The following is a 25,624-nucleotide window of genomic DNA, read 5'->3' on the forward strand; positions in this document are numbered from 1 at the left end:
CCACACAAGTACCATTTTTATGAACAGGCAAGATGCCTGTTCCACACAAGTACCATTTTTATGAACAGGCAAGATGCCTGTTCCACACAAGTACCATTTTTATGAACAGGCAAGATGCGTGTATCCGTGTCAAAATCACTGGTTGTGCCTTCTTCATTCTGCTAGATAATTTCAGTGCAGGCGATCGCACCAGTAACGTAAAATGTCTAAAAGCGGTCTTTGTAAAATAATTTTAGCCCCATGAGCGACGAACAGGAAAAAAAACAAATTTTGACTCAGCACCCGGAAATAATTTCCACTACCAGCGATGAGTTCGATCGCAGTGAAATTGCCAGGGCTGATTCAACTTCCGCATCAGCAGAAACTCCCGCAGAAATTGCCACGCCCGAAGATATTTCAGCGCCCATCGACGCAGCCGAAACAATTCCAGTTGTCGCCGATAGCACGCCGGAAACAACTCAAATTACAAGTTATCCGCCTCCAACAATTCCAACTGCCAACCCCGAACCAAAACCAGCTCGCTCGTGGCAAATCTTAGCAGTTTTTCTCAGCGGAATCTTAGTCGGTTCCGTCCTTAGTCTCGGCAGTTTGCTAGCGTGGAAAATGTATCAGGAAAGAGCCAACCTTCAAATCAAACTACCCGCTGACGTACCCCTCCCCGAAAGCCCTCCGCCTGTCGCAGCAGCGCCCGCCAACCGCAGGCCCGGACTTCCCCCAGCCCCTGGAAATGGACGGCCCCCCACATTCCCTCCGTCGCCCCGTCCCACTCAAATCCCCTCTCTGTCTGGTGTTCCGCAACTTGCTTCGCCGTTGCCTTCTCCTTTGCCGTTGCCTTCTCCAACTCCAACTCCCGCTGCGGTTGAAACCCCTGTAACCGAGCGAGTTTACTTTCAAGCCGGTGCTACGGGAACGACTCTGAGCAATAGTTTGCGAGCCAACATATCCAGGCGCTACTTACTGGAGTGCAATAGCGGCCAAAGCATGACAATTAATGTTCAAGAAGGTCAAGTTAGCGCCGCAATTATTGCTCCTAACGGTGAAAATTTAGGTACTACTGATAGCACAGGTCAGTGGCAAGGTCAACTAGCCAGTAGCGGCGATTATACTATTGAAATTTCAGGCGATCGCCAAGCAAACTACCAAGTTAAGATTGAAGTCAAATAGCAAGTATAATTGTCTCAGGGGGTAGTTACACAATACATAAACCCGCCCTGGTTGCAAATTACAAATTACCCATTACTAATTACCAATGGTTGCACAAATATCTCCAAGCATCTACGAAGCAAAAACCCAGGAAATTGCCAAAGAAATCCTGAAGGCAACTCAAGACAAAAAGCGCTCTTTTTTCGGTCAACTGCAAGACCAAATGCGCTGGGACGACAAACTAATGGATTGGGCGATGGCTAACCCCGGACTGCGGGTGCAATTGTTTCGATTCATCGACTGTTTGCCGGCACTCCGCAGCAAGCCGGAAATTGCCCGCCACCTGCAAGAATACCTGACCGCCCAAGAGGTAGAATTGCCCGAAGCTTTGAAAAAATTACTCAATTTTACTAACGCTGATTCGATTCCTGGACAATTGGCTGCGACGACGGTTGCGCCTGCAGTGGAAACTTTGGCGCACAAGTATATTTCTGGGGAAAATATCAAGCAGGTAGTTAAAACTTTAGAGCGGCTTCGCAAAGATAAAATGGGTTTTACAGTTGACCTTTTGGGGGAAGCTGTCATCACTGAAACTGAGGCGGAAATTTATCTTAACCGCTATTTGGAATTGATGGAGGAACTCGCCAATGCAGCGAAGAATTGGCCGCAGGTAGATGCAATTGACAAAGCTGACGGCGAAACTTTGCCGCGAGTGCAAGTATCGGTAAAGTTAACGGCTTTTTATTCTCAGTTTGACCCTTTGGATGCTAAAGGTAGTGAGGAGAAAGTAAGCGAGAGAATTCGCATTTTACTGCGTCGCGCGAAGGAATTGGGCGCGGCGGTTCATTTCGATATGGAACAGTATGCTTACAAAAGTTTAACTCTGAGCATTCTCAAAGACTTATTGTTAGAGGAAGAGTTTCGCAGCCGCACGGATATTGGAATTACATTGCAAGCTTATTTGCGCGACAGCGCCCAAGATTTGCGAAACCTGATTTCCTGGGCAAAAAAACGCGAAAATCCGGTAACAGTGCGGCTGGTAAAAGGCGCTTACTGGGATCAGGAAACTATCAAAGCGATGCAGAAAGATTGGCCGCAGCCTGTCTACAATGACAAAGTTGCTACCGATGCCAATTTCGAGCAGATGACGCAGTTGCTGCTAGAAAATCACGAATATTTGTATGCAGCTATTGGCAGTCATAATGTCCGATCGCAAGCGAGGGCGATCGCCATTGCCGAAACTCTCAATATACCGCGCCGCCGCTTTGAAATGCAAGTGCTGTATGGCATGGGCGACAAATTGGCTAAGCTTTTGGTCGATCGGGGTTATCGCGTGCGAGTCTACTGTCCCTACGGCGATTTGCTGCCGGGAATGGCTTATTTGATCCGCCGTTTGCTGGAAAATACCGCCAACAGTTCTTTCATCCGGCAAAGTTCCGAAGAAATGCCGATCGAACAATTGTTAGCCGCACCAGTTGCTAACGGAAATGACCAGCTAGTTTACAGCAAAGTATTTCCCAACGTTGCCGATACCGACTACGCCAATACCAAATTGCGGCAACAAGCAGAAACAGCCATCAAATCAGTGCGCGCCAACCTAGGTAAAACCTATTTACCGCTAATCAATGGCGAGTACCAAAATACTGAAGCCACAGTTAACTCACTCAACCCTTCCAATCCCACAGAAGTAGTTGGCACAATCGGATTGATTTCCGAAGAACAGGCCAAACAAGCCCTTGAAGCAGCAAAAGCAGCCTTCACCGGTTGGCGAAAAACCCCCGTCCGCCAGCGGGCAGGCGTCCTCCGCAAAGCCGCAGAATTGATGGAACAGCGGCGGCACGAACTATCAGCTTGGATGGTGTTTGAAGTCGGCAAACCCGTCAGAGAATGCGATGCCGAAGTTTCCGAAGCTATTGATTTTTGCCGCTACTACGCCGACGAAATGGAACGGTTAGAACAAGGGAAAAATTACGACATTCCCGGAGAAACTAACCGCTACAGCTATCAGCCACGTGGCATTTCTTTAATCATTTCACCTTGGAATTTCCCCCTCGCAATTCCCGTCGGCATGACAGTTGCATCCCTGGTTGCTGGTAATTGTACTTTGCTCAAACCTGCGGAAGTTTCCTCAGTAATTGCAGCAAAAATAGCTGAAATATTGGTAGAAGCCGGAATCCCCAAAGGCGTATTTCAATACGTGCCTTGCAAAGGTTCCACCGTCGGCGCTTACATGGTGAAACATCCCGATGTTCACATGATTACTTTCACGGGTTCTCAGGAAGTGGGCTGTCAGATTTATGCCGATGCTGCGATTTTGCAGCCTGGACAAAAACACCTGAAACGAGTAATTGCGGAAATGGGCGGCAAGAATGCAATTATTGTCGATGAAAGTGCGGATTTAGACCAAGCAGTTGCAGGCGTAGTTTATTCGGCATTTGGATACAGCGGCCAAAAATGTTCCGCTTGTTCGCGAGTAATTGTGGTCGAATCGGTGTACGATAATTTTGTGGCAAGATTGGTAGAAGCGACGCGATCGCTCAATGTCGGCCCCGCAGAAAATCCCGGCACTCAAGTCGGCCCTGTGATCGATGCAAATGCCCATTCGCGCATCCGCGAATACATCGAAAAAGGTCGCGCCGAAGCTAAAATAGCTTTAGAAATGCCGGCACCAGAAACCGGTTATTTTGTCGGCCCAGTCATTGTTACCGAAGTATCGCCCACAGCAACTCTCGCCCAAGAAGAAATTTTCGGCCCGGTTTTGTCGGTGATTCGGGCTCGTAATTTCAGCGAAGCGATTGCGATTGCTAACGGTACTAATTTTGCTTTAACCGGCGGATTGTATTCTCGCACGCCTTCGCATATCGATCGAGCCGCATCCGATTTTGAAGTCGGAAACCTGTACATCAATCGCGGAATTACCGGGGCTGTGGTATCGCGCCAACCTTTCGGAGGATTCAAACTTTCGGGAGTTGGTTCTAAAGCTGGCGGCCCGGATTATTTGCTACAATTCCTCGAACCGCGCACCATAACCGAAAATATTCAGCGCCAAGGTTTTGCGCCGATTGAAGGAGTGGATGATTAATCATTCCTTTGTTTGTAGAGAGGACTGAAGTCCTCTCTCTGGCTGTTAAGTTGGTAGGGTGCGCCCAGCGCACCTTACAGGTGGGGTGACAGAAAAAAATTGTGGGAGATTAGCTAGTTATAAAATGGAATCTACCAAAGATCGCGATCGACTAAATTCTCACAACCCTTCACTTGACAAGTGGCTGCGATTTTTAATTATAGTTGTATTAGTCCTCGGCATATTCTTTCGCTTCGCCAACCTAGGAAAGAAAGTTTACTGGATAGATGAAAGTTACACATCCCTGCGGTTATCTGGATATACAGAATCTGAGTTTATTCAGCAAGTAGTTGACGGTGAAAGTCGGGACATTAAATTTTTACAAAAATATCAACGGATAAATTCAGAAAAAACCGTCGTAGATACCGTAAAAGGATTAGCTTTAGAAGAACCCCAACTCGCTCCGCTGTATTTTGTAGCGACGAGATTTTGGGTGCAACTGTTCGGCGATTCAGTGGCTGTAACTAGAAGTATGTCGGCTGTTTTTAGTTTGCTCGCATTGCCTTGTATGTATTGGCTGTGCTTAGAATTATTTGATTCCTCGCTGACAGCTTGGTTGGCAGTTTCATTACTAGCTGTATCGCCTTTTCAAATAGTTTACGCTCAAGAAGCTCGACCTTACAGCTTGTTTGTATTAATAATTTTGCTGTCTAGCGCTGCTTTGCTGCGGGCAATGCGGCTAAAAACTAACAGCAGTTGGGCAATTTATGCGGTAACAGTAGCACTGGGATTTTATTCTCACCTATTATTTGCACTGGTGGTGCTAGGGCATGGAATTTATGTAGCCCTCTCGGAAAATATGCGGTTTAACAAGACGGTAATTGGGTATTTTATAGCAGCAAGCGCAGGATTTATTGCCTTATTTCCTTGGACTGTAGTTTATTTAATAAATTCGCAAAATGTCAGTGACAAAATAGCATGGCAGTCCTTAAGAATTCCAATTTCAAAATTAGTTTTAAATTTCGTTTTAAACATTATTAGGCAATTTTTTGATGTAGGATTATACTCTGATTTGCCACGATTATATTTCATATTAACTATCCCAATTATTTTAATGATTTTAATAATTGTCGGATATTCTTTTTATTTGCTGCTGAGTCAGACAGAAAGACGTGTTTGGTTGTTTGTTATGACATTAACGTGCGTGACATTAGCCATTTTCCTGCCAGCGGATTTAATCTGGGGCGGAATGCGATCGATCAACACCCGCTACATGATTCCCTGTTATTTAGGAATGCAGATAGCTGTTTCCTATTTTTTGGCGGTAAAAATGACATCTCCTCAAGTTACAATGCAGTTGCTAAAGCTGTGGAGACTGGCTCTGGCTGCTTTGCTCTCTATTGGAATTATATCCTGCTGCATCTATTTGCCAGCAGACTCTTGGTGGAATAAAGACCGCTCTTATATTAACATCCCGATCGCCCGCACGGTAAACTCAGCTTCTCGGCCATTACTCATAACAGACTTGTGGGTGTATAGTGTAGATACGATCGGCAACTTACTCAGTTTGAGTTACTTAATCAATTCCCCTGCTAAGTTTTTAGTATTGCCACCTAAAATTGTGAAAATCCCACCAAATTTTAACGAGATTTTTTTGTATGGTATTTCCAGAGAATTCAAAACAGAAATAGAAAAAAATACTCGTTATGAAATACCAACTCTTTACACTCTACAAAATCAACATATAATTTTGAGAAAATTGCTAAAAAAATGAAGTAGGGTTGGAAAAATGCGTTTTAATGTTCCCCGAAATTGGCTGCAATTTTTAATTATAGCCGTATTAGTCATAGGTATTTTATTTCGGTTCGCCAATCTCGATCGCAAATTTTACTGGATCGACGAAACATATACTTCTTTAAGAGTTTCTGGCTACACCGAAGCCGAAATAATCAAAGAAATTTCCTACCAGAAAATAACCTCGCCTGCGGATTTACAAAAATATCAGCAGATAAATTCCGAAAAAACCTTAAGGGATACCCTGAATTCTTTAGCAACAGAAGACCCCCACCACCCGCCGCTGTATTACGTATTAGCGCGATATTGGGCGCAATGGTTCGGCACTTCCGTTGCAGCAATGAGAAGTTTGGCAGCCGTGATTAGCCTGCTAGTATTTCCCGCAATTTATTGGCTGGCTTGGGAGTTATTTGAATCTTCAGCAGTAGCATGGATGGCGATCGCAATTTTCGCAATTTCTCCCTACCACATCCTCTTTGCCCAAGAAGCAAGACAGTACAGTTTGTGGACAGTAACTACTATTTTATCCACTGCCGCCTTGCTGCGAGCAACACGCCCTGACGAAAATCAAAATCCTGTCGCCCTTGTTCTTTCCTGGGCGCTTTATGCAGCCACAGCAACACTGGGATTGTACACCCACTTGTTATTTGTCTGCGTCGCTGCCGCCCACGCAATCTACGTCGCAGTTATTGCCAACTGGCGCGATGTGAAAACATTTATTTCCTATTATGTAGCATCTTTAATCGCTTTGATATGCTTCATGCCTTCCCTGGTAAATACTGTAGAAAATTTCAATCAAGTTAGAAGCACAACAATATGGGCAGAACAAACAAATTTCTTAAGATTAGTCAGCAGATGGGTTGGTTCCATCACCATAGCATTTTTTGATATTGGCATTGATGGAACTGCCAACGCCACACAACTTGCCTTGCTAATTCCAGTTGGGATCATGATTCTAGCTTTAGTCGGCTATGCCCTTTATTATCTATGCCGACAAACACCAAAGCGAGTGTGGTTGATTGTATTGTTATTAATTGCAACAACTGCTTTGTTTTTAGCAGTGCCTGATATAATCAAGGGTGGAAGGCGATCGGCAAATCCGCGATATTTAGTTCCTTGTTATGTGGGAATTCAGATAGCAGTGGCTTACCTGCTGTCTGCGAAAATCAGTAGCAATTTGGAGAAATTAAAACAGCAAAAACTGTGGAAAATAGTTATAGTGGGAGTTTTTTCCGCAGGTATTATATCCGGTGGAGTTAGTTCTCAAGCAGATATTTGGTGGAATAAAGGCAGCGGTTGGTTGCGTGCCTTGGAAGTAGCCGCGACTGTCAATCAAGCCAGCAATCCCCTATTTATCAGCGATGCCAATATTGCATATATCATGCCTTTAAGTTATTACCTAGAACCCAAAGTAAAACTGCTAATAGAACCCCGCTGTTACACTTCTTGCTACAAAAATCGAGAATTGGCAAAGAAAAAACCCCAACCCCCGCAAATTCCCGGCGGTTTCAATGAGTTGTTTTTATACAGACCGTCCTCTACTTTGCGATCGGCAATTCAGCAACAAAACTATCAAATAGATCCGGCTGACACTAATGTCGAGCTTAATCTGTGGAAAATTACCAAGAAATAATCTCAAACATTAAGGCAAAAAACACGGGTTTGTGGCCCAAAAATGTCTTATTCACTGCGACATACTGGCCATAAACGGCATTTTTGAAAGTATGTCGCAAGGAGAGTTCGATAGGTTTGCTTTTAGTGGTAAGCTAAAAGTTAAGAATAAAAAAATAACATCAAAAATCTCCAATGACAGTCACTGAAACCTCCAACATTCGTAAACTGCTGTGCGATCCAGACTTAGGGCTGATTCCTCACCTAGAAAAGTGCCTGAAAGATTTGCACTCATCTGCGATCGCCAGTGGAGAGAAATTCAAGGTAGAACCTTACGATATAGAATTCAAAAGCTGCCACACCCAGAAGCATCCCAACGACCAAAAACCCCTCGTCACCCAGTCAGTGTTAATAAAAGTTCCCCTGACTGGGAAAGTTCAAGACAAGATGCACCTATATCTGATCGCAAGTGAGTTACAGAACCAAATCGACTTCAAAATTATCGACTGGAGTGCCTTAGAACGCCGCCAATACGACATTCAGGGCATCCCCTTAAAGCAGCCGATCACCAAAATAGACGGCCAGATGAATTACGAGTTAGTATTCGATCGACCAACCTACTGCTGCATCACCCTGTGTCGCCAATTTGACTTAACTTACGCCGCCAATTTTTAATTTGGCTTGTAGGGACGGGTTTCACCAACAATATTTAGGTTAATTAACAATCTATAAAACCCGCCCCTATCCCACGGTAAACCCCTTGTACATTTTTCGCATTCAATACAAATCAATGTTGATGTAGATTGTTAGTTGTGTGGGGGCGGGTTTATGTAAATTGTTAGTAGAAATTTGATATTGTTGGTGAAACCCGCCCCTACGAAATCTGCTAACAGTATGTCAATCCCATTACCGATTCCCAATTACCAATTACCAATTATCAATTAATTCAAACAGCTCGATTCGCAGTTTCCGCAAGAATCCTCTTAATATCAGCAGGAGTCAGATTCGGATTAGCTTGCAACATCAAAGCTACCACGCCGGATACTTGTGGCACTCCCATTGAAGTACCGGAAAAATATCGATAGGGAATCCCCGGTTGAGAAAGCGCCACAGTTGAATAAACATCACCAGAATCCGCCCTACCACCGTCGCCACCCGGAGCAACAAAATAATTAATTGCTTGCGAACCCGCCCGGTTAGAATACTCCCCAAACAAGCCATTTCGGGTAACACCACCGACAGCAATTCCTACCTCATTGGCAAACCGAGCCGGATAATCTACTTGTGGACGAGCATCATTTCCCGCAGCCGAAATCACGATCGCGCCTTGAGCTTCAGCCGCTCGAATCGCATCCAATTCTTGAGCATTCAACTGTAGGCCGCCCAAACTCACATTTATGATCTTCGCTCCATTTGCCACCGCATAATTAATCGCATTAATTTCATCCCGAATTTTACCCACCCCTGCTCCATTAAGTATTTTCAAAGGCATAATCTTCGCAGTCGGAGCCGTTCCAGTAATCCCAACCCCATCTTTTTTCGCAGCAACTAAACCCGATATATGAGTGCCGTGATTGTTATCATCCATAGGGTCATTATCGTTATTGACAAAATCCCATCCTCGGAAATCGTCAACAAAGCCATTGCCATCATCATCAACCCCGTTGCTAGCTTTATTGCGACCGATCGCATCAACGCCAGTTTCCCCGACATTACTCCAAATATTCCCCGTCAAATCCGGGTGATTGTAGTCAACTCCGCTGTCAATAACTGCCACCACAATTCCGTCTCCAGTCAAGCCCTGGGCCCAAACCTCTGGAGCTTTAATTAAATCTCTGCCCCACTCGTCGCCACCCAAGTCGGGAACGTCAGGAAAAGTTGCAGTACCTTGAGCTTTAGCAACTGCCGCCGCTGCATTCACCAAACCGAACCCAAAACGAGAGTCAAAACCTTGCAAGTTGCTCGGATTGTTAGGAGAAACAGTTGCAGGAGTTGCAGACAGATTGAGGGAGAAATTTGTACTGCCTTGGTATTGATAAACTCGGACAAAGTAAGTTCCTGCGGCTAAACCGTTGATGTCGATCGCTTCCGGCGATAAATTCGGTTGTTGAGAAGAAGCAATAATATCGGTGAAGTCAATAGAATTGTCGCCGTTAATATCTTTAATTAGAGCAACATCAACATCCGCAGTCAAACCGCTGACAGTTAATTTAAAGTCGCTATTTGCAGGCAAAGTAAAGCGGTAAAGGCCGTCTGGCCGGGCATTGCTAAGCGAGTCTGCGATCGTTTGAGTGCCGCCCAAAACGCCTAAATCGCGAGCTTGATCCAGTTGGTTGCCTAATACGGTAGTTGCAGAGATGAATGTATTGGCGAGGTCTTGTGGAGATGCGTTGGCTACCAAGCCTAAAATAGCATTGGATTGGCGAATTTTAATTAATGTATTGGAAATACCGGGGGCGATCGATATTTCTTCGAGAATCAAGTCAGCTTCGGTAAGATTGTCAGTCAGTCCGATCGAATCCACAAAACTGTTAAAGTCAGTAATCACGTCTGCTGCAGCCGGATCGGAGACTGCGGAGTCGCTGCGGAGGACAAAGGTATCTGGGCCCAAACCCCCTGTCAGCGTATCTTTGCCCCCATCGCCCACTAAAACGTCGCTGCCGTCGCCGCCGTTGAGCACGTCATCTCCCTTACCTCCCTGCAAGGTATCGCTGCCAGCATCGCCAAACAGGAAGTCTGCGCCGGCACCACCGTTAAGCAAATCGTTGCCCGCACCACCGAAGAGGGTATCGGAATTGCCACCGCCGAGAATGCGATCGTTACCATTATCACCGCTAATTATTTCGGCATCCGACGAACCGACAATAAAATCGTTGCCGCCGAGGGCAAAAAGTCCGTTAGGATAAGGAGTCAAAAAGCCCGGAGTCAAGGCGAAACTATTGGGGCTATCATCTAAAAGATAGGAAAAACCGTCAGGGCTCGGGCCGGGCATAGAAATGTACTCCTAGCGAGGTATATCGATCTAAATTTTAGATTTTAAATTTAAGTTTGTGGTTAAAAGTGCCCTAAATACTCTGTAAGGCGGGCATTACGCACAGTCTGTAGAGGTGTGCATAGGTTAGGTTAAACTAAGATGTTCCACCCTTCTCAATTACTTGTTTAGGAACAGGCTTTTCGGCCTGTTCCACAAAAATGTTGAGTTATTGTGGAACGGGCCGGAGAGCCCGTTTAGGAACAGGCTTTTCGGCCTGTGCCACAAAAATGTTGAGTTATTGTGGAACGGGCCGGAGAGCCCATTCTTGACAAGGGTGCAACATCTCAGGTTAAACAGATTTATTCCGTCATATCATGCCGTGTAAATCAACCACAATTCCGCCTTAGCCGCTCTAAAATATAAAATCTCAAACAGTATAACTTAATCCCAAATTCAAAATCGGGATCAGAAAATGGGAAAACAACACTTGCATCGAATTCAGAATTTTTTCAACATCGCGAAGTCGCATTTAAAGCCTTATTTGCGCTATTTGATTTTAGGCGGGACGTTTTTATTTATTGCCAAAGCTTTTTTAACTCACTGGCGAGAAGTCGCGAATATCCAAATTCGAGCCGAAAGTTTTCCGTTGCTGGCGATCGCCCTTGGCGTCACTTTACTTTCTCTAATTTTTGTCGGCTGGGTGTGGATGTTGATTTTGCGGGAATTCCGCCAACCTGTAACTGCTGCCTGGGCGATTCAAGTTTTTCTCAAAACTAATATTGCCAAGTATTTGCCGGGGAATATTTGGCATTTTTGGGGTAGAATATTGGACGCCAAAAAGGCAGGCATTTTCCCTAAAGCTGCTACTCTCAGCGTGTTGCTGGAACCGCTGCTGATGGCTTCTGCTGGCGTTTTGATTGGGTTGATTTGTTTTGACAAATTCAATTGGTTTTTGCGAATTGTCGGTTGTGCTGCTATTTTAACGGCGATTCATCCCCGAATTTTAAATCCGATCGTCCTATTTGTAGAGCGGTTGAAGTTATCCAAGAACAATGGGGAAAATTCAGAAGTTGGGGAGGATCGGGGCGAGCGACAAACTTTGCGTTTAGAGTCTACCTCCACTTTAACTAAAAAAACATCGAGTGTCAAGTCAAACCGCAAAATTAATTTGCCAATTAAACGCTATCCTTTAGTGCCGTTAATCGGACAAATATGTTTTATCGGATTGCGGGGCTGCGGTTTTTTGCTAACGGTAATGGCTTTAACTCCGGTGGAATTTAGCAATATTCCCAACTTGTTTGGTGCTTTTTGTTTTGCGTTTGTTGTCGGTTTAGTCGTACCGGGAGCACCGGGGGGAATGGGAGTATTTGAAGCAACGGCGATCGCCCTGCTTTCCGATCGCTTTTCTACGGGTATAATTCTGGGTGCCGTGGCTTTGTATCGGATAATTAGCATTCTGGCGGATGTTTCGGGTGCATTTTTAGCTAAACTCGATCGCCAGCGCGATCGGCACAGTAAAAAAAGGTGAATTTAAAACTAAATATTCTCGTGATTGTAGGGTGCGGGGCTGAGAAGGTGAGATTATGTGCGATCGAACAACAAACCTATTTAATTGCGGATGCGATATCAGATTAAAGCATTTTTTCCAGAAATTGCTTGGCGCGATCGCACTTCGGGTTACTAAAAAACTCCTGGGGCGGCACATCTTCCGCCACCTTTCCGCCATCCAGAAACAATATCCGGTGCGCGACTTCCCGCGCAAAACCCATTTCGTGAGTTACAATCGCCATTGTAATTCCAGTTTTTGTCAAAGCTTTCATCACATCTAAGACTTCTTTAACCATTTCAGGATCGAGTGCAGAAGTCGGTTCGTCCATCAACAAAATTTCCGGTTCCATAGCCAAACAGCGGGCGATCGCCACCCGCTGTTTTTGTCCCCCCGAAAGCTTAGAAGGATAAACCTCCGCCTTATCTGACAAACCCACTTTTTCCAGCAATTCTAACCCCTTCAGACGCGCCTCATCCTTAGCCACCTGCTTCACCTTTACAGGCGCATACATCACATTTTGCAGCACAGTCATGTGCGGGAACAAGTGGAAATGCTGAAAAACCATCCCCACTTTCTGGCGGATTTTCAGAATATCTACCTTCGGCAGAGTAATATCCACCCCGTCAATGTATATGTGCCCCGAAGTCGGAATTTCCAGTAAATTCAAACACCGCAAAAAAGTAGACTTGCCGCACCCCGAAGGGCCGATAATGGCAATCACTTCTCCTTGATGAATTTCAGTAGTTATCTCGCGCAAAACCTTCAGATTGCCAAAAGATTTATACAGGCGATCGACCTTAACTGCTAGTTTGGAGTCTGCGTTCGAGTACATTGGCCCCCCAAGTTAAACTAAGCACCATCAAATAATAAATTGCGCCGACAAATATCAAAGGTTCAAAGTAAATATACTTTTCGGCTCCCACAATTGTAGCGCGGCGCAGCAAGTCTTCTACGCCAATTACTGAAACTAAAGCTGAATCCTTCAGCAAAGCAATACTTTCATTCACCAATGCAGGCAAAATATTTTTCAACGCTTGGGGCAAGATAATATCGCCCATCATCAGTTTGTAGGGAACACCAAGGGATTCTGCGGCTTCTTTTTGACCTTTATCTACGGCTTGAATTCCGGCGCGGATTGTTTCGGAAATATAAGCCCCAGAATTCAGGAAAAAAGTAATCACACCAGCTTGCAGCGCCGATATATTATAGCCCGTAAGCTGCGGCGTGGCAAAATAAACTAAAGTCAACTGCAAAATTAGCGGTGTTCCTCGAAAAATAGAAGTATAAGCAGTACCGAACCAAGCCAGCGGTTTAATGCTAGAAATCTTAAACAGAGACAGCACGATTCCCCAGATAAATCCGAGAAATGCCGACAGCAAGGTAAAAGTTAGCGTTACCCAAAGCCCGGACAAAATATAAGGCAAACTCGGCAAGATTTTGCCAAAATCTAACCCGAACTTAGAGGCTACCGCAGGCTGATTTGCTTGAGCAGGTTCTTGCGGAATTGGTCGAGAAAACCACTTAGTAGCTAGTTCCTTAATTTGACCGCTGGCTTTCATTTGCTGGAGAACTCGGTTGAATTCTGGAACTAATCTCGAATTTTTCGGAAAGGCGATCGCCGAACCGCTTTCTTCAGTATTCGGAATTGTGTTAAATTCCAAGTCCGGGTTCGCTGCGGCATAACCCGTAGCGACAGTATCCTCGATCACTCCTGCGGCGATGCGGTTCGATTTAATTTCTTGAATGATATCAGGAATTCTATTGAGAGCAGCCAGTTGCACACCGGGCATTTTTTTCACAGCTTCCTGCTGAATGCTTCCGAGTTGAACGCCTACTTTTTTCCCGGCTAAATCTTCAGCTTTGGTCAAATTGCTGCCTTTATTGGCGACAATTGTATTTTGAGCTTCGTAGTAAAGGTCAGAAAAATCCACATTTTTTTTCCTTTCTGCGGTGGGAGTCATTCCAGCCATCACAAAATCGGCTCTTCCCGCCTGCAAAGCGGGAATTAAGCCGTTAAAATCCATGCCAATTACTTTCAGTTCGTAGCCCAATTCTTTAGTAATATATTTGGCAATATCGATGTCAAAACCGATGATTTCGTTGCCGCTAACAGCCGTATCTTTAAATTCATAGGGCGGGTAGTCTGGGGAAGTCGCCAGTGTTAATGTCTTGTTGGCTTGGGCGTAGCTGGCGATCGCAATTAAACAAAAGGCGATCGCGATCGTCGCCGCCAGCATTGATTTTAATTTTAAAAGTTTCATATCGAGCATTGTCCTAAAAAATCCCCGCGCCAACAAATTATGCGAAACTTCACAATTATGTCACCACTCTAAAGATAGATAAGATGGGTAGGGTGCGTCAGGTTGGAGATTCTTAGTCAGCATAGAAAGTGTGATTCTGACGCACTATTTGTTGCAAAATGCGTTAGTTATGAAATTGTTGGTTTGTAGGAAAAATCATGCTAACTGACGCACGCTACTTAAAGTAAATCACGCTCAATACTTAATCCGTGTATCCGTGTCAATCCGTGTCGTGCCTGCCTTCTTCTCTAACATTTTAGAAAGTAAAGCTTGTCCGCACAACTCCCACCCATGTTGTACGGTTGTCCTAGTTGCGATCGGTATTTTTAATCATCCAGCATATTCCATCTATATGTGGTACAACGTATTCAGTAGATCAGAGCAAAAAATGCGATATTACTTCTAAGCCGCCGGGAACGAACGCGTGGGAGTGATTTGTAGTTAGTTATTAAGTAGGCGGACAGATTTTTTCGTCTGTCTGCTTATTGTGATTTTGGATAAAAGGGCAATTCCCTACGGGATAGCTACGCTTCAGGGGCTTGAGGGGATGGGGGAGTGGGAAGGGCGATCGGCTCAACATTAGGATTTTGGTCTTTTCGGTCTTGTCATAGCTAAATTATTAGTTTCTCCACTTTTTAACTGGGTTTGAGGAGGCTTTTTTTTGGGTGGTTCTACTTTTTTTTTCGGTTGTGGCGGCAAAGGAGTTGGTAACACTTTACGATTTTTGAAGTCATTGAGTTTCATATATTCATGCTGATTGGTTTCAGAAGTTCGATCGCACCGCAGCATTTCCAGTAACATCTTGATTCGTCGCACGTCATCTAAGATAGTTGCATCCGCACGATCTATATTGTCAATGTGGCTCAAAATATACTGTTCAAAATCCTTAATACAATCTTGTCGTTGAGAATCTGTATTATCCGTTTCTCCTAATTCCCATTGATTATTATTGCTGAACAATGAGGAGTAGCGAGAAGTACGATTGCCCCGATTGCCCAACCAAAGCTCATCAAGATTCACCTTGACAGCACCCATCCCTAACGGCTTACCCATACCCAAAGATAAGCAGTATTCTGGCTTATCAGCGCGATAGAGTACCCATAACAATGCACCCAGTTCAACATTACTGAGGTTTTCAAAATAAACTTTGAAAGTAAAGTCAATTTCTGGATCAATAGGTTTAACTAAGCTGGTTTGAGTATCTGAATCTGCGGGAACTTCTATTTTACAGGGTTTATGCCAGTACAGCTTATGTCCTCGAATAACAGTTTCTCCTGCTTCTGTATCAGTTGGTGGCTTATTAGCGTAGTGTTTGAGATTATCCTGAGTTACATCCTGCTGAACTAGATAATGCTGAAATGTGGTAGGTTTGGGGCTATAAAGGAGAATTGATTCAGGTGTTTTATCCAAACTTGGTTTTACTTTTTCCTCCTGATTGGGCTTAAGTGTGCCATCACTGATGAATACTCGACCAGCGCAAGTTTGTTCTCTCGGTTTTTTACCATTTACATAGCCAAAAATAGCTTCAGCAATATCTGTACGTGAAGCATCTCTCAATTTGGGAGGGACAAAATCTAACGGAGAATGCTCGTAGGGTAAACGAAACATCTGTGCTCGTCCAAAAAAGCGAACAGTCTCTCCATCATTATTGAGCAAGAAAAACACAGGTTCGCCATCTCGAATATATCCATTCTGCTGACGGCAACCATTAGACGGCTTATCTTTAGGATAGGCATCTTTCTGCCACTTGGTTATTTGGTCATCATCTTGAAAACGCCTGACCATTTCCTCTGTCACTGGATACTCTTTTAAATTTTCGTCTAAAAAAACAAACTCCAGATGCTTGTGCTGCATATCTCCCGTTATTACAAGCGTTCCTTTCTGTAATTCTCGTGCAGGAGTAAAACTGGCCGAGTGAACTTTACGAAATCGCAAATAAAGATCGGGATGGCGCTGTCCGCCATTTTTATTCATTTGCCGACCAAAAAACTCATCTTGTTCAGATGGGTCAATGTCAACATAGATAATCTTCTGCTGATATTGCCAATTTGGAGTCTTTACTTTTTTCTTAATCTGATATAACTGGTGATGGGAAAGGTTAGAAATAACCGAAGTTGTAGGTGGATTGTTAAGATCGAAATTAATGCGTCCATAACCACATTGTTTAATAACATAAGAATTGCCACGCTTGAATAAAAAACCTGCATGAACTTTAGAGCGATAGCACTTAGCTTTACGATGTGGTGAATGCTGCACATCACCAAGGTTGTCAACAAAGTTAGCTTGATAAATACGTTTCAATGCCGGATCGCCAAGAGAGCGATAAAATAGTTTGTTGTCCGTTACGCGATCCATTTTACTAAAACTTACAATTTCTACCAACGTTCGCAGCATCCCCCGTATGCTACTACCTGGTATTGCAGCAATACTGCTGCCAGGATAACTAAAGAAATGAGCAAGAATTTCTCGTCTTTCCTTTTCCCACTTTGCTTTTTCTTCTTTTTCCCATCTATCTTTTTCTTGTTGTGTTGTATGTGTGGGAGGTTCTGAGTATTTAGCAAAATCATCTGGACTCCAACCACAACGGGTGTATAGTTGAGATTTAGTTGTTAAAGTGCATTCAATTCTTCCAGTGTTTCGTTCTAAATGATAGCGATCGCCACTTGGTAAATCTTCTGCTGCAACAACTGTATCGGGAAGTTCGACAAAGTTGTAGGGTGCGATCGCTCTTCTGTGAGCGGGAACTTCATCAATATGCTTAGGATTCATAATTCAATCTCCTTATAGTTCAGTAATTTCACTTAATCTCTATGGATTCTCTAACTCTTGCTCAAAACTAACCCCTTCATACAAAAGCTCGATCGCACATTCAAACTCAATACTTTCTAGAGCGATCGTCTCCCCAGCTTCATACTCATAATAAAGCCACATTTTACCTTCTCCTCGACGATAAACCTCAACTACTATTTCTTCTGAATCAACTAAGACATATTCTTGCAAACTCGGAATCTGGCGATAATATTTGAGTTTTTTGGTGCGATCGTAATTGGCTGTACCCGGAGAAAGAACCTCAACAATAACTTTCGGTTTTTGAATAAATTCTCGTGATTTCAAGTCATCAGGATCGCAACTGACAACTAAATCGGGATAGAAATAGCGACTATTTTTACGAGCCTGAACTTTCGCATCTGACACATTAACTCGACAGCCCCTATCACGCAAATGAGGGTACAAAGCCCTGTATAAGTTAAGAGCAATGTCATTATGAGGTAGAGAGCCTCCTGTCATAGCTACAATTTCGCCGTCAATGTATTCATGGCGAAGTTCCTGCTTGGCTTCCCATTCTAGGTATTCTGCCGCCGTCATTTTTTGATCTTGTTCACGATTGGCGATCATAATTCGCTCCTTGATGCAATGTATTCCTATTTTAACAAGTGTTTTTGAAATTACATAACTGGTTACTACAATCTACTTTTTTGGATGAGAATATAAATCTACCAGGCGACTCAGATAAATTCTGGCTACACCGCTCTCATCATAATCAATATAATGACGTACTTTCAAACGTAAGGGGCGAGAATCTTTACCTTTGAAAGTAATCCCAGTTAAAGGTACAGCGTGTTTTAATCCTTGAGAACCATCGGAAACTAAACTAAATCCATTTGATTCTTTCTCAACTTGAGTTCCCCAAAGGATTTGATCTTCATCTGGTAGACATTCTGGTTTATTGTCATCTTGAACTAGACGTGCTGTCCAGTTTTTTCCGACTTTCCAAAGCATAACTTCAGCATTTTCACCAAAGATTCGACATTGTTGGAGAGTAGGCGATCGCAATTTAGCCAATTGGGGAAATACATCCTCATCTCCTGATGTCACCAACTTGTAGTCATCGCCTCTAAATTTACCCCAAATTACTCCATCATCAGCATGAGCTAATAACCAAATTACTCTATCGTCACCATGAGCTAATAAGTTTTGAAATTGATACTGCTTTGCCTTAGCTTGTAACCAGTTGTACAAAGAAGGCGTATCCATAATATCCTGAGTATCTTCAAGGGTTTTGCAATCGGGTTTATTCATTAGCATTCAATACCTCAGTTGGATAATTGACTAATTTTTGAACAAATTTTTCTAATCTACCAGAATCGCTCACTACAAGGGGTTCTTTTTCACCTGTTTGATTGATCGTCCATACCTCTTTATGCTGTAACTTTTTTTCCCTATCCCAGATATACTGGGTCAAGGTTGCGTTTTTTCCCTGTAACCTTCCCCGCCCGATACTACTTTCACCTCCAACAGGTAAATCACTTGTCCATAAATCTTTCAGCAAAAGTAACAGCAATCCAATTTCATGGTTGTCTGGCTTCCGTAACTCAAGTTCAATGGTGACCCAGGTATCTTTATCACCAAATATAGGTTGTTCGTCGAATAATGCGCCGTGATAAGCACCTCCTGTAAAACGATCGATCGCAATCCGATTTTGTACTAATTCATTTGCATCTTTGATAACTTTTTCATGGACAACTAAACGGCTTGCTTTTGCCTGTTTGCTTTTATCCTTGCTAAAGTCAGTACCAAATACTTCATCAATGATGCTTGTTGGCTTCTCAAGGGTATTAATAATCCTCTCAGCGCGATGCCGTAATACTCCTGCTAAACTCGTACCAGATAAAACGGGTTCTGCATCTATTTTACCGGGTCGATGAGATTTCAAATGTACAACATCGGGAGCGCGTCCAGTTGAATCTTGACCGGAACGAATTAGGAGGGAACCAAATAATTTGAATGTTGCGTCGATGAGGAAGCGATCGCGCTTATCTTTCCAATCTTCTGCTACACCAAGACCTGCCTTTTTCATTGCTTCGACAATTGAAGCATCAACAGCAGGTGGTTTACTACAGGGTGGGTCAGTTAACCAAGAATGGTCAAGGGTTAACCAGGCCATGCGATCGTTCTCATCTTCCAAATTAAAGTTCCAAACCTGCCATTCTTTGACATGACACCGACCAAAACCGCGCCGCTTTTTCATGCCGAGGCTGATTTCATGATTTTGTAAGCCGGAGAGTGCGATCGCTAGTCCTTTTAGTAAATCAGCTTCATTAGCTTCTCTCTCGACCAAGAGTTCAAAACTTAGAGGAAATTCTGTCCCAGCTTGCAGCAACTCTAAGTCATACTTAGCTTTATCTTCTGCGGTGCCTGTAGCCCCATTGATTTTTACTCCATCTCTGAGTTCAGCTTTGATTGGTTTAGTGCCGATCGCATCATCGATAATTATAGAACTTTGAGTATCTTGTTCTATTAATTTAATTTTATTGGCTTCATTTTTATTTTTTTCATCTTTTTCATCTCTATAAGCAAATAGATCGCCAAACAATTTTGCTGCTAGATCTTGACGACTGTCACTTTCTCCATATCCCTTACTATGTTCTCGTAAATAGTTCCGCAAAGCACCTGTAATAGATGAACCTGTCAGCAAAGCATGATTCTCATGGAGACTATCCCGTAGCAATGGCAAGTCAGTAGGACTATCTGCATCGCCTTGACCTAAACAAGTTGGGGTATCAAGCACCAGCAGACCGCGTACAATGATGCGTTTAATAATATGGCGATGATCTGTTCTATAAAGTTCAGTCATTGTTTTTATCCTTCATCATTTTCTTGGCAACTGCCATAATCAGGCGCAGAGTGTATTCTAGTGAAAGCTGAGCATCGAGAGTCTTTTGTTGAGTAGCGACTTTAATTCCCGGTAAATTATCAACTTTAGGTCGGGAACCCCAACTGGAAAGAATCCAACTATCAGGATTGTTTAACCATTCTCTAATTTTCTCATCTAATTTTTTACCATTTCTCATTTTAGTTTGTTGAAACTGAGTACGAGCAGTCTTGGTCAAGTTATCTGTACCTTCATCTCTGCCAAGCAATTCATAAAGGGGATCGGGTTTACCTTCAGTCAGAGCTTTCCTAGTTATATTCATTAACCGGGATAGTTGACTATTCTTAATTTCTCTTGAACTTTCAGGCGTATTAGGTTCCACTTGTTGTAGTAGCAATTCATCTAGCTTTTGTCTTAGAAGTCTTTCTGCCATTTGTGCAGCGATTTCATTAGCTTTGGTACTGGAAAGAATTTGGCTTGTGTCAGGTTCGGTATTGACTGAATTAGCAGTTATTTCACCTTCTTCTTTTAACCAGTTCAAGATAACTCGACCAAAACCGTCTACTCGTCTTTCTCCAATTCCCTGTGCTTCTAAGTCTGTAACTTGCTGTGAATCGAGATTTTGGCGTCGCTCAAAGACAAAAACACTTCCTGCCGCTAAAGCTGGAACTTGAGGTAGTGGTAAACCCCATTTACGATTAAATCCTCCTACATTTAGGCTGCTAGCGTAGGTATCTATATGTTTAAGTTCTGTACCTAATGCTTCTGAAATTAATTGGGCAAACTGTTTTGGGTTGGTGGTTGATTGACCGCACTCATCCCGAATGATGGTATCACTGAGAAGAGTAACGGTTAGATTATTTTGATGTTGGCTTCTTTCTTCCCAATCAATTTTTACCTCCGTCCAGTCATCGTCATCAGGTAATAAGTCAACTGTGACATGACCGTAACCCGCACTTTGAGAACCACCTAGCCAAGCATTAATTATTTCTTCATGATTTGTGGGTGTTAGTAATAACTTGATGGCATCAAAATCTTCCTTATCGTCACATAAGATGACAGCTTGAAAAACCTGTCCTGCATCAATTGCATCGTAACGGAACACGGCACCACTGCTATCAGTACCTCTCCCTTTTTTACGGCTTCGCTGATTGTGAATATTAATTCTTCTGCTTTCTTTGTAGAGTGATATATCACCGTACTCGTCTATAATGCAAAATTTATCATCTAAGCGTTTAAGAGAATCAGGTCTATGCTCTGATGCTAATGGAATGAAATTGTAGATTTCTGTAGTTGGGTCTTCTCCCTTTTTCTTATACAGGCACAGCGGTACTGGTAAAGTCCGTTGTTCTTTCTCGCGATCGCACAGATACGCATTTAAGTAGCGGGTTTGACCGTCAAAGAACAGCTTTCTGATTTTTTGATCGAGTATATCTAACTCCTGGATGTGCGGTGGCCGCAGATAGCGGTTAATCAACATTCCCCGAATCATACTGCCAGGAATATAAGAATGAGATACATCACTGTTCGGGTCGCCTTGTAATGAGGTGGCGAGAATCGGTTGTTGAGTATGTAATAAAAAAGTAATGGCTTTCATTGAATTTCCCCAAAATGGTCAATGTATTTTTTGGTAATATTTTCGTCACGGTAATATAGAGTGCATTGTACGTGACCTCTACCTCGGTTGCGTCCGCTACCCATCCGCCGAAGTGCCAGTGTTCCAACTCCTAAAAGCGCCAGCCTTTCGGGTGTAGGGTCTATATCAAAAAATAGGGGTGCTTCATAACTGGGTTGAGAGTCGGGGCGATCGCGCACGACAACCCGCATCGATCGCAAGCTATGTTCGACAGGTGCGCCAGTTTCTGAAGCGATCGCAGTTTGTTTGCGAATCGCTGTCAAGGAATTGATAACATCTTCACGAGTCGGAAAATTATCTTGCTGCTGCTGTTGTGCGACAGCTTTTCGTAAGCCTGCGGGTAAGCAAGCATCGCCAACGTGCATTTTTGCTATTGTGTCGTTAATACTACCTGGCTGACCGAATAAATCATTTCTGATTTTTAGCCAATATTCTTGCTTATAATTCGGTAATAAAATCACTAAGTTATCGCACTCTTCACTTAACAGCCCTTTCAGAGTACGACCTCTTAAGTAGGGGAAACCATAGCGATCGTGTTCTACTTCTGAGTCAACTAAACCTGCAACTCCATCGCCTCGTCCAAACGTTGTATCGCTCAGTAGTTTAATTCTGATGGTATACATAGATTACTCTCCTAACGGGATGTAAAACTCCATTGCTTCAATGGCGTCGAAGTAGCGACAACGCCCTCTATCCCAACCTTGTTTTCTTAAGATAGAATTATCTTTAGCTTTAGGGAAAGCTGGTAACTCATCTATCCCATAAGTATTAAGAAACTGCTTGGTTGCAGTTTGCCCCTCCCGTAACACTTCCCGTAAAGTAATGACTTTGTTACGCTTGCCTTTCCAGGGTTCTTCTTCATTAAAGATTCTGACAACTTCAGCAAAATCAGTCCAAGTTAACCAGTCATCGCCATATTCGTGCGATCGCATCGGTCGTGTTATTAGTTTTCCTCCTTGATATTCTCGTTCTCGAATTTCACCAATTGAACCTGATAAACCACTGGCTGCAATGTGCCAATCTAAAGCCGAAAATATTAGTTTTCTCTTTGAATAGTTATCCGTCTCTTGACGAACAAACTTTTTGGTCCTGCTGCACAATGCTTCACATAATTCGTAAGTTCTCGCAAATGGATAGTGAGTCTTAACGATGGCAATTCCAGCACAGGCTGTAGCTTTACCCTTCCCATCAGGTAAATTTTGAGTTCGTGCTTCAAACTCTTTCAAAAACTTAACTGCTAGCGGCAATCCTATGCGACCATCACAGACAAAAGTAACATCGTCACCTCCATAAACAATAGGACGAAATGGTAAGTAATTTTCTTTGATGCTAATCTTGCCTGTTTCAATTGCATCAATTACCAGCTTTCCGACTTCTTCAATTGCGCTGCTTGCGGCTTTACTCACTCCCCAAGAAAGTCTACGCATCTTCACAATAAAATCTCGATTCAATCGCTGTGATTTTCCATAGTTATCAAATCGATTACCCATCTGGTTGCCATCTGCATGAACCAAGGCAATATAGCTACTTTCTTGTTCAGTTCGACCCATATCATCAACATCGCGGGCTACTTTATACTTACTAGGTTTGCCTTTAAATAGCATCTCCTTAAACTGTGTATTAGCTTCATCTGCTGCTTTCAGCTTGGCAATAATTTCTCTAGAAGCCAGATAGCCTTCACCGTCAGGAATTCCATATTTACCATTAGTATCTTCAACAGCTACCAATCCAGTCGATCGACAAGTTGCCGTTACGCTTAAACCCATCAGAGGTACGGAAGGTATTGGCTGTCTTTTTTGGGCATCTAACTTACCTTTAATCAGGTCATTTTCAATAACTTGCTGTAATAATTGTGTATCCCAGTTAAAAGGATGGTGAGCAATAACTATATTGAGTCCGGGCGCATCCTCTAATATTTTTCTGGTGATATTTTGGGTGAATTTTCTGGCAAATTCCATACTCCTAAATAACAATACGGTATTTCCACCACCTGCATAAACCAATTCAGCAACTATACTTTCATCGGTATTGATGCAGGGTTCTACTTCCTCTTTGTCTTCATCAGGAATATGAACGTTGTTATCAAGACATATCAGACAATCTTTAACCCATTGAACCGTTGCTAACTTCACCAAATGCGAAGCCCCAATATTTTCCTTCAATCGGTTGCTACCGAAAACATACTTTTGAATACCTGTCGTGTCAATTACAGTGGCGATGTAGTTACTCATCTTAACTCCTGATTTAATAGGACTTTCCTTCAATCCAATTAGTAATAGCGGCGGATATTTTTTTTAGATGCTTATTCCCAAAAACAGCAATTTTGGGATCTTCGATGAGAGAGTTAAAGGTTTTGATGATATTTCCTGGCTTATTATGAAAGCAAACAAGAGCTACTCTGGCTTCAGAACCACCTAGTTGTTTGGCTCTAATATATGCCTCAAAAAGTTTTTCTTTACACCGATCGGTCGCACGAGAAGTCGTACAAGATATAGCAAAAAGTTGGTAACTTCTCCTAAAAGCAACGTCAAACTGAAACTTCTCCCAGTTGTCATCAGGCTGGTCGATGATGTTGAATGACATTGCACTTGCATCGATCGGTGGATTGACGGATATTTTTTGAATCTGATCTAGTACATAATGTTCTAGCCATCCACAGTTTAACCACTCACAGACATGATAAAACTTGTCAAATTGTCCACTCTGTTTAGCCGTTTGTAGCGATAGCTTATCTGATGATGCGCCTAAAGAATCTTTCAAAACTTTTTTAATAACTTCGGGTGCTGCTGTTAAGTCAAGTTCAATATTTTTTTCTAAATGTTCCTCCTCTTTCCAATCTATATACTTACCATACTTATTTTGTTTTTGAGTAGTCGGAGTCAGCACATTGTTACACCAATCTAACCAAGCATTGTCAAAGCTGTTGCGTTGGTTATCATTCATATAAAGATTTACGATTTTTGTTGCAGCTTCTACAAGCTTAGGTTTATTTATAGGTTTTTTACCTTGTTTCCAATACAAACCGTGCAAGCTAAAAAGAGTTTCTCCTGTTATTTCCAATTTCTCGTGAGGGACTTCTAGAGGAATGGGAAGAGCATTTGTTCGATCGAAAATCATTTGTAAGCTACGAGAGTCAAGGTAGCTGAAAATAGGTTCAGGGGAAAGCTTTAGATCGAGCAAGGCTTGATAAGCATGAACTGCCATTGCCTTGGTTCCTCCCGTGTAGTTCAGTCCAAATCGCTTTTTATCTGGATACCGCTTTTGAAGTTCTTTGACTTTATCTTTAATAGCTTTTTGAATTTCAAAAGCATTCGATTCGTAGTTCCATAATTCAACTTTTTGGTTTTCAAACTCAATTTTTTCTTCGTCATTCGGACATAAAACTTCTTTAAGACGCTTGTAAGCCTTACAAGTATACTCAGTGTAAACAAGGTAAGGCTTACCACCCTCTCTGAGTAACGTCTTAGCAGCTACATAATTCGGCAACGGATTTTCACCAATCAGCAAAAACAGATGATCGACTTGATGGTATTCCCAATCTAATGGGTTATTACTGGTCATAAATTATTCCTAACTTGAATATACTGTTGCAATTCATTTGAGTGGGAGGGGGCGATCGCCCCCTCCCACCAAGAAAGCAACTTGATTTACTCTTTACATTTAGTTGTCCCAATTACTAAATCCTATAGGAAATTCCCCGCTCGGATACTTGGTAGTTTAGAAAACACAACATAAATTTATATAAAGACAGCGAACATAACCTTTCGTCATTCCCCGATCGCGCCGCCACATTAATCACACAATATACTCCCAACCCAGAACATCGATCGGCACTTTTACAAATCCTCCAGTCTCGCCCAACCGACGATGCTTACTACCAAGTCACTTACCGAGAAACAGACT

Annotated in this window: 17 protein-coding genes; 6 read left to right on the plus strand and 11 right to left on the minus strand. The window is 42.9% G+C overall.

What is annotated here, in order from left to right:
* Positions 1-240: 240 nt before the first annotated feature.
* The 5 genes from QUB39_RS11960 to QUB39_RS11980 all read left to right on the plus strand — a co-directional run bounded on the left by QUB39_RS11960 (position 241) and on the right by QUB39_RS11980 (position 8,284).
* Positions 241-1,164 carry a hypothetical protein gene (locus QUB39_RS11960; protein ID WP_333051674.1) on the plus strand — a complete coding sequence of 308 codons (924 nt, stop codon included), beginning with the start codon at positions 241-243 and terminating at the stop codon, positions 1,162-1,164.
* An 85-nt stretch (positions 1,165-1,249) separates the two neighbouring features.
* Entirely contained in the window at positions 1,250-4,225 is a 2,976-nt protein-coding gene (pruA, locus tag QUB39_RS11965; RefSeq protein WP_333209890.1) for an L-glutamate gamma-semialdehyde dehydrogenase, read from the plus strand.
* A 124-nt stretch (positions 4,226-4,349) separates the two neighbouring features.
* Positions 4,350-5,978, plus strand: a complete 1,629-nt coding sequence (locus tag QUB39_RS11970) for a glycosyltransferase family 39 protein (RefSeq protein ID WP_333209889.1) — start codon at positions 4,350-4,352, stop codon at positions 5,976-5,978.
* Between the two features lie 15 nt (positions 5,979-5,993).
* Positions 5,994-7,631: a glycosyltransferase family 39 protein gene (locus QUB39_RS11975; RefSeq protein WP_333209887.1), complete on the plus strand. Its 1,638-nt coding sequence runs from the start codon at positions 5,994-5,996 to the stop codon at positions 7,629-7,631.
* Positions 7,632-7,804: 173 nt separating this feature from the next.
* Entirely contained in the window at positions 7,805-8,284 is a 480-nt protein-coding gene (locus QUB39_RS11980; RefSeq protein WP_333209886.1) for a hypothetical protein, read from the plus strand.
* Positions 8,285-8,555: 271 nt separating this feature from the next.
* Here QUB39_RS11980 and QUB39_RS11985 read toward each other — a convergent pair whose 3' ends face one another.
* Positions 8,556-10,601 carry a S8 family serine peptidase gene (locus QUB39_RS11985; RefSeq protein ID WP_333051688.1) on the minus strand — a complete coding sequence of 682 codons (2,046 nt, stop codon included), beginning with the start codon at positions 10,599-10,601 and terminating at the stop codon, positions 8,556-8,558.
* 454 nt (positions 10,602-11,055) lie between these two features.
* On the opposite strand from QUB39_RS11985, the gene QUB39_RS11990 reads away from it, so the two are divergent.
* A complete protein-coding gene (locus tag QUB39_RS11990; protein WP_333209884.1) occupies positions 11,056-12,111 on the plus strand; it encodes a UPF0104 family protein in 1,056 nt (351 codons plus the stop codon).
* Between the two features lie 103 nt (positions 12,112-12,214).
* Here QUB39_RS11990 and QUB39_RS11995 read toward each other — a convergent pair whose 3' ends face one another.
* From QUB39_RS11995 to QUB39_RS12040, 10 genes are all read right to left on the minus strand, one after another.
* Positions 12,215-12,964 (minus strand): amino acid ABC transporter ATP-binding protein, encoded by a 750-nt coding sequence (locus QUB39_RS11995; RefSeq protein WP_333209882.1) that lies wholly within the window; start codon positions 12,962-12,964, stop codon positions 12,215-12,217.
* Positions 12,930-14,393 (minus strand): ABC transporter substrate-binding protein/permease, encoded by a 1,464-nt coding sequence (locus tag QUB39_RS12000; RefSeq protein WP_333209880.1) that lies wholly within the window; start codon positions 14,391-14,393, stop codon positions 12,930-12,932. Before QUB39_RS12000 ends, QUB39_RS11995 begins: the two co-directional genes overlap by 35 nt.
* Positions 14,394-15,011: 618 nt before the next feature.
* Positions 15,012-17,201 carry a TIGR03986 family type III CRISPR-associated RAMP protein gene (locus QUB39_RS12005; RefSeq protein WP_333209878.1) on the minus strand — a complete coding sequence of 730 codons (2,190 nt, stop codon included), beginning with the start codon at positions 17,199-17,201 and terminating at the stop codon, positions 15,012-15,014.
* Positions 17,202-17,240: 39 nt separating this feature from the next.
* Positions 17,241-17,828, minus strand: a complete 588-nt coding sequence (locus QUB39_RS12010) for a Uma2 family endonuclease (protein WP_333209876.1) — start codon at positions 17,826-17,828, stop codon at positions 17,241-17,243.
* A 72-nt stretch (positions 17,829-17,900) separates the two neighbouring features.
* A complete protein-coding gene (gene csx19 / locus QUB39_RS12015; protein WP_333209874.1) occupies positions 17,901-18,512 on the minus strand; it encodes a type III-D CRISPR-associated protein Csx19 in 612 nt (203 codons plus the stop codon).
* Positions 18,505-20,067 carry an RAMP superfamily CRISPR-associated protein gene (locus QUB39_RS12020; protein ID WP_333209872.1) on the minus strand — a complete coding sequence of 521 codons (1,563 nt, stop codon included), beginning with the start codon at positions 20,065-20,067 and terminating at the stop codon, positions 18,505-18,507. Before QUB39_RS12020 ends, csx19 begins: the two co-directional genes overlap by 8 nt.
* Positions 20,060-21,682, minus strand: a complete 1,623-nt coding sequence (locus tag QUB39_RS12025) for a type III-B CRISPR module-associated Cmr3 family protein (RefSeq protein WP_333209870.1) — start codon at positions 21,680-21,682, stop codon at positions 20,060-20,062. Before QUB39_RS12025 ends, QUB39_RS12020 begins: the two co-directional genes overlap by 8 nt.
* On the minus strand, positions 21,679-22,344 hold the full coding sequence (locus QUB39_RS12030; protein ID WP_333209869.1) for an RAMP superfamily CRISPR-associated protein: 666 nt from the start codon (positions 22,342-22,344) through the stop codon (positions 21,679-21,681). The genes QUB39_RS12025 and QUB39_RS12030 overlap by 4 nt, the downstream gene beginning before the upstream one ends.
* Positions 22,345-22,347: 3 nt before the next feature.
* A complete protein-coding gene (locus QUB39_RS12035; protein ID WP_333209867.1) occupies positions 22,348-23,952 on the minus strand; it encodes a Cas10/Cmr2 second palm domain-containing protein in 1,605 nt (534 codons plus the stop codon).
* 13 nt (positions 23,953-23,965) lie between these two features.
* Complete coding sequence (locus QUB39_RS12040) at positions 23,966-25,282, minus strand: Card1-like endonuclease domain-containing protein (protein ID WP_333209866.1); 1,317 nt, start codon at positions 25,280-25,282, stop codon at positions 23,966-23,968.
* Positions 25,283-25,624 lie beyond the last annotated feature (342 nt).

It is taken from the genome of Microcoleus sp. AT8-B5 (assembly GCF_036705565.1).
Taxonomy (GTDB): Bacteria; Cyanobacteriota; Cyanobacteriia; order Cyanobacteriales; family Microcoleaceae; genus Microcoleus.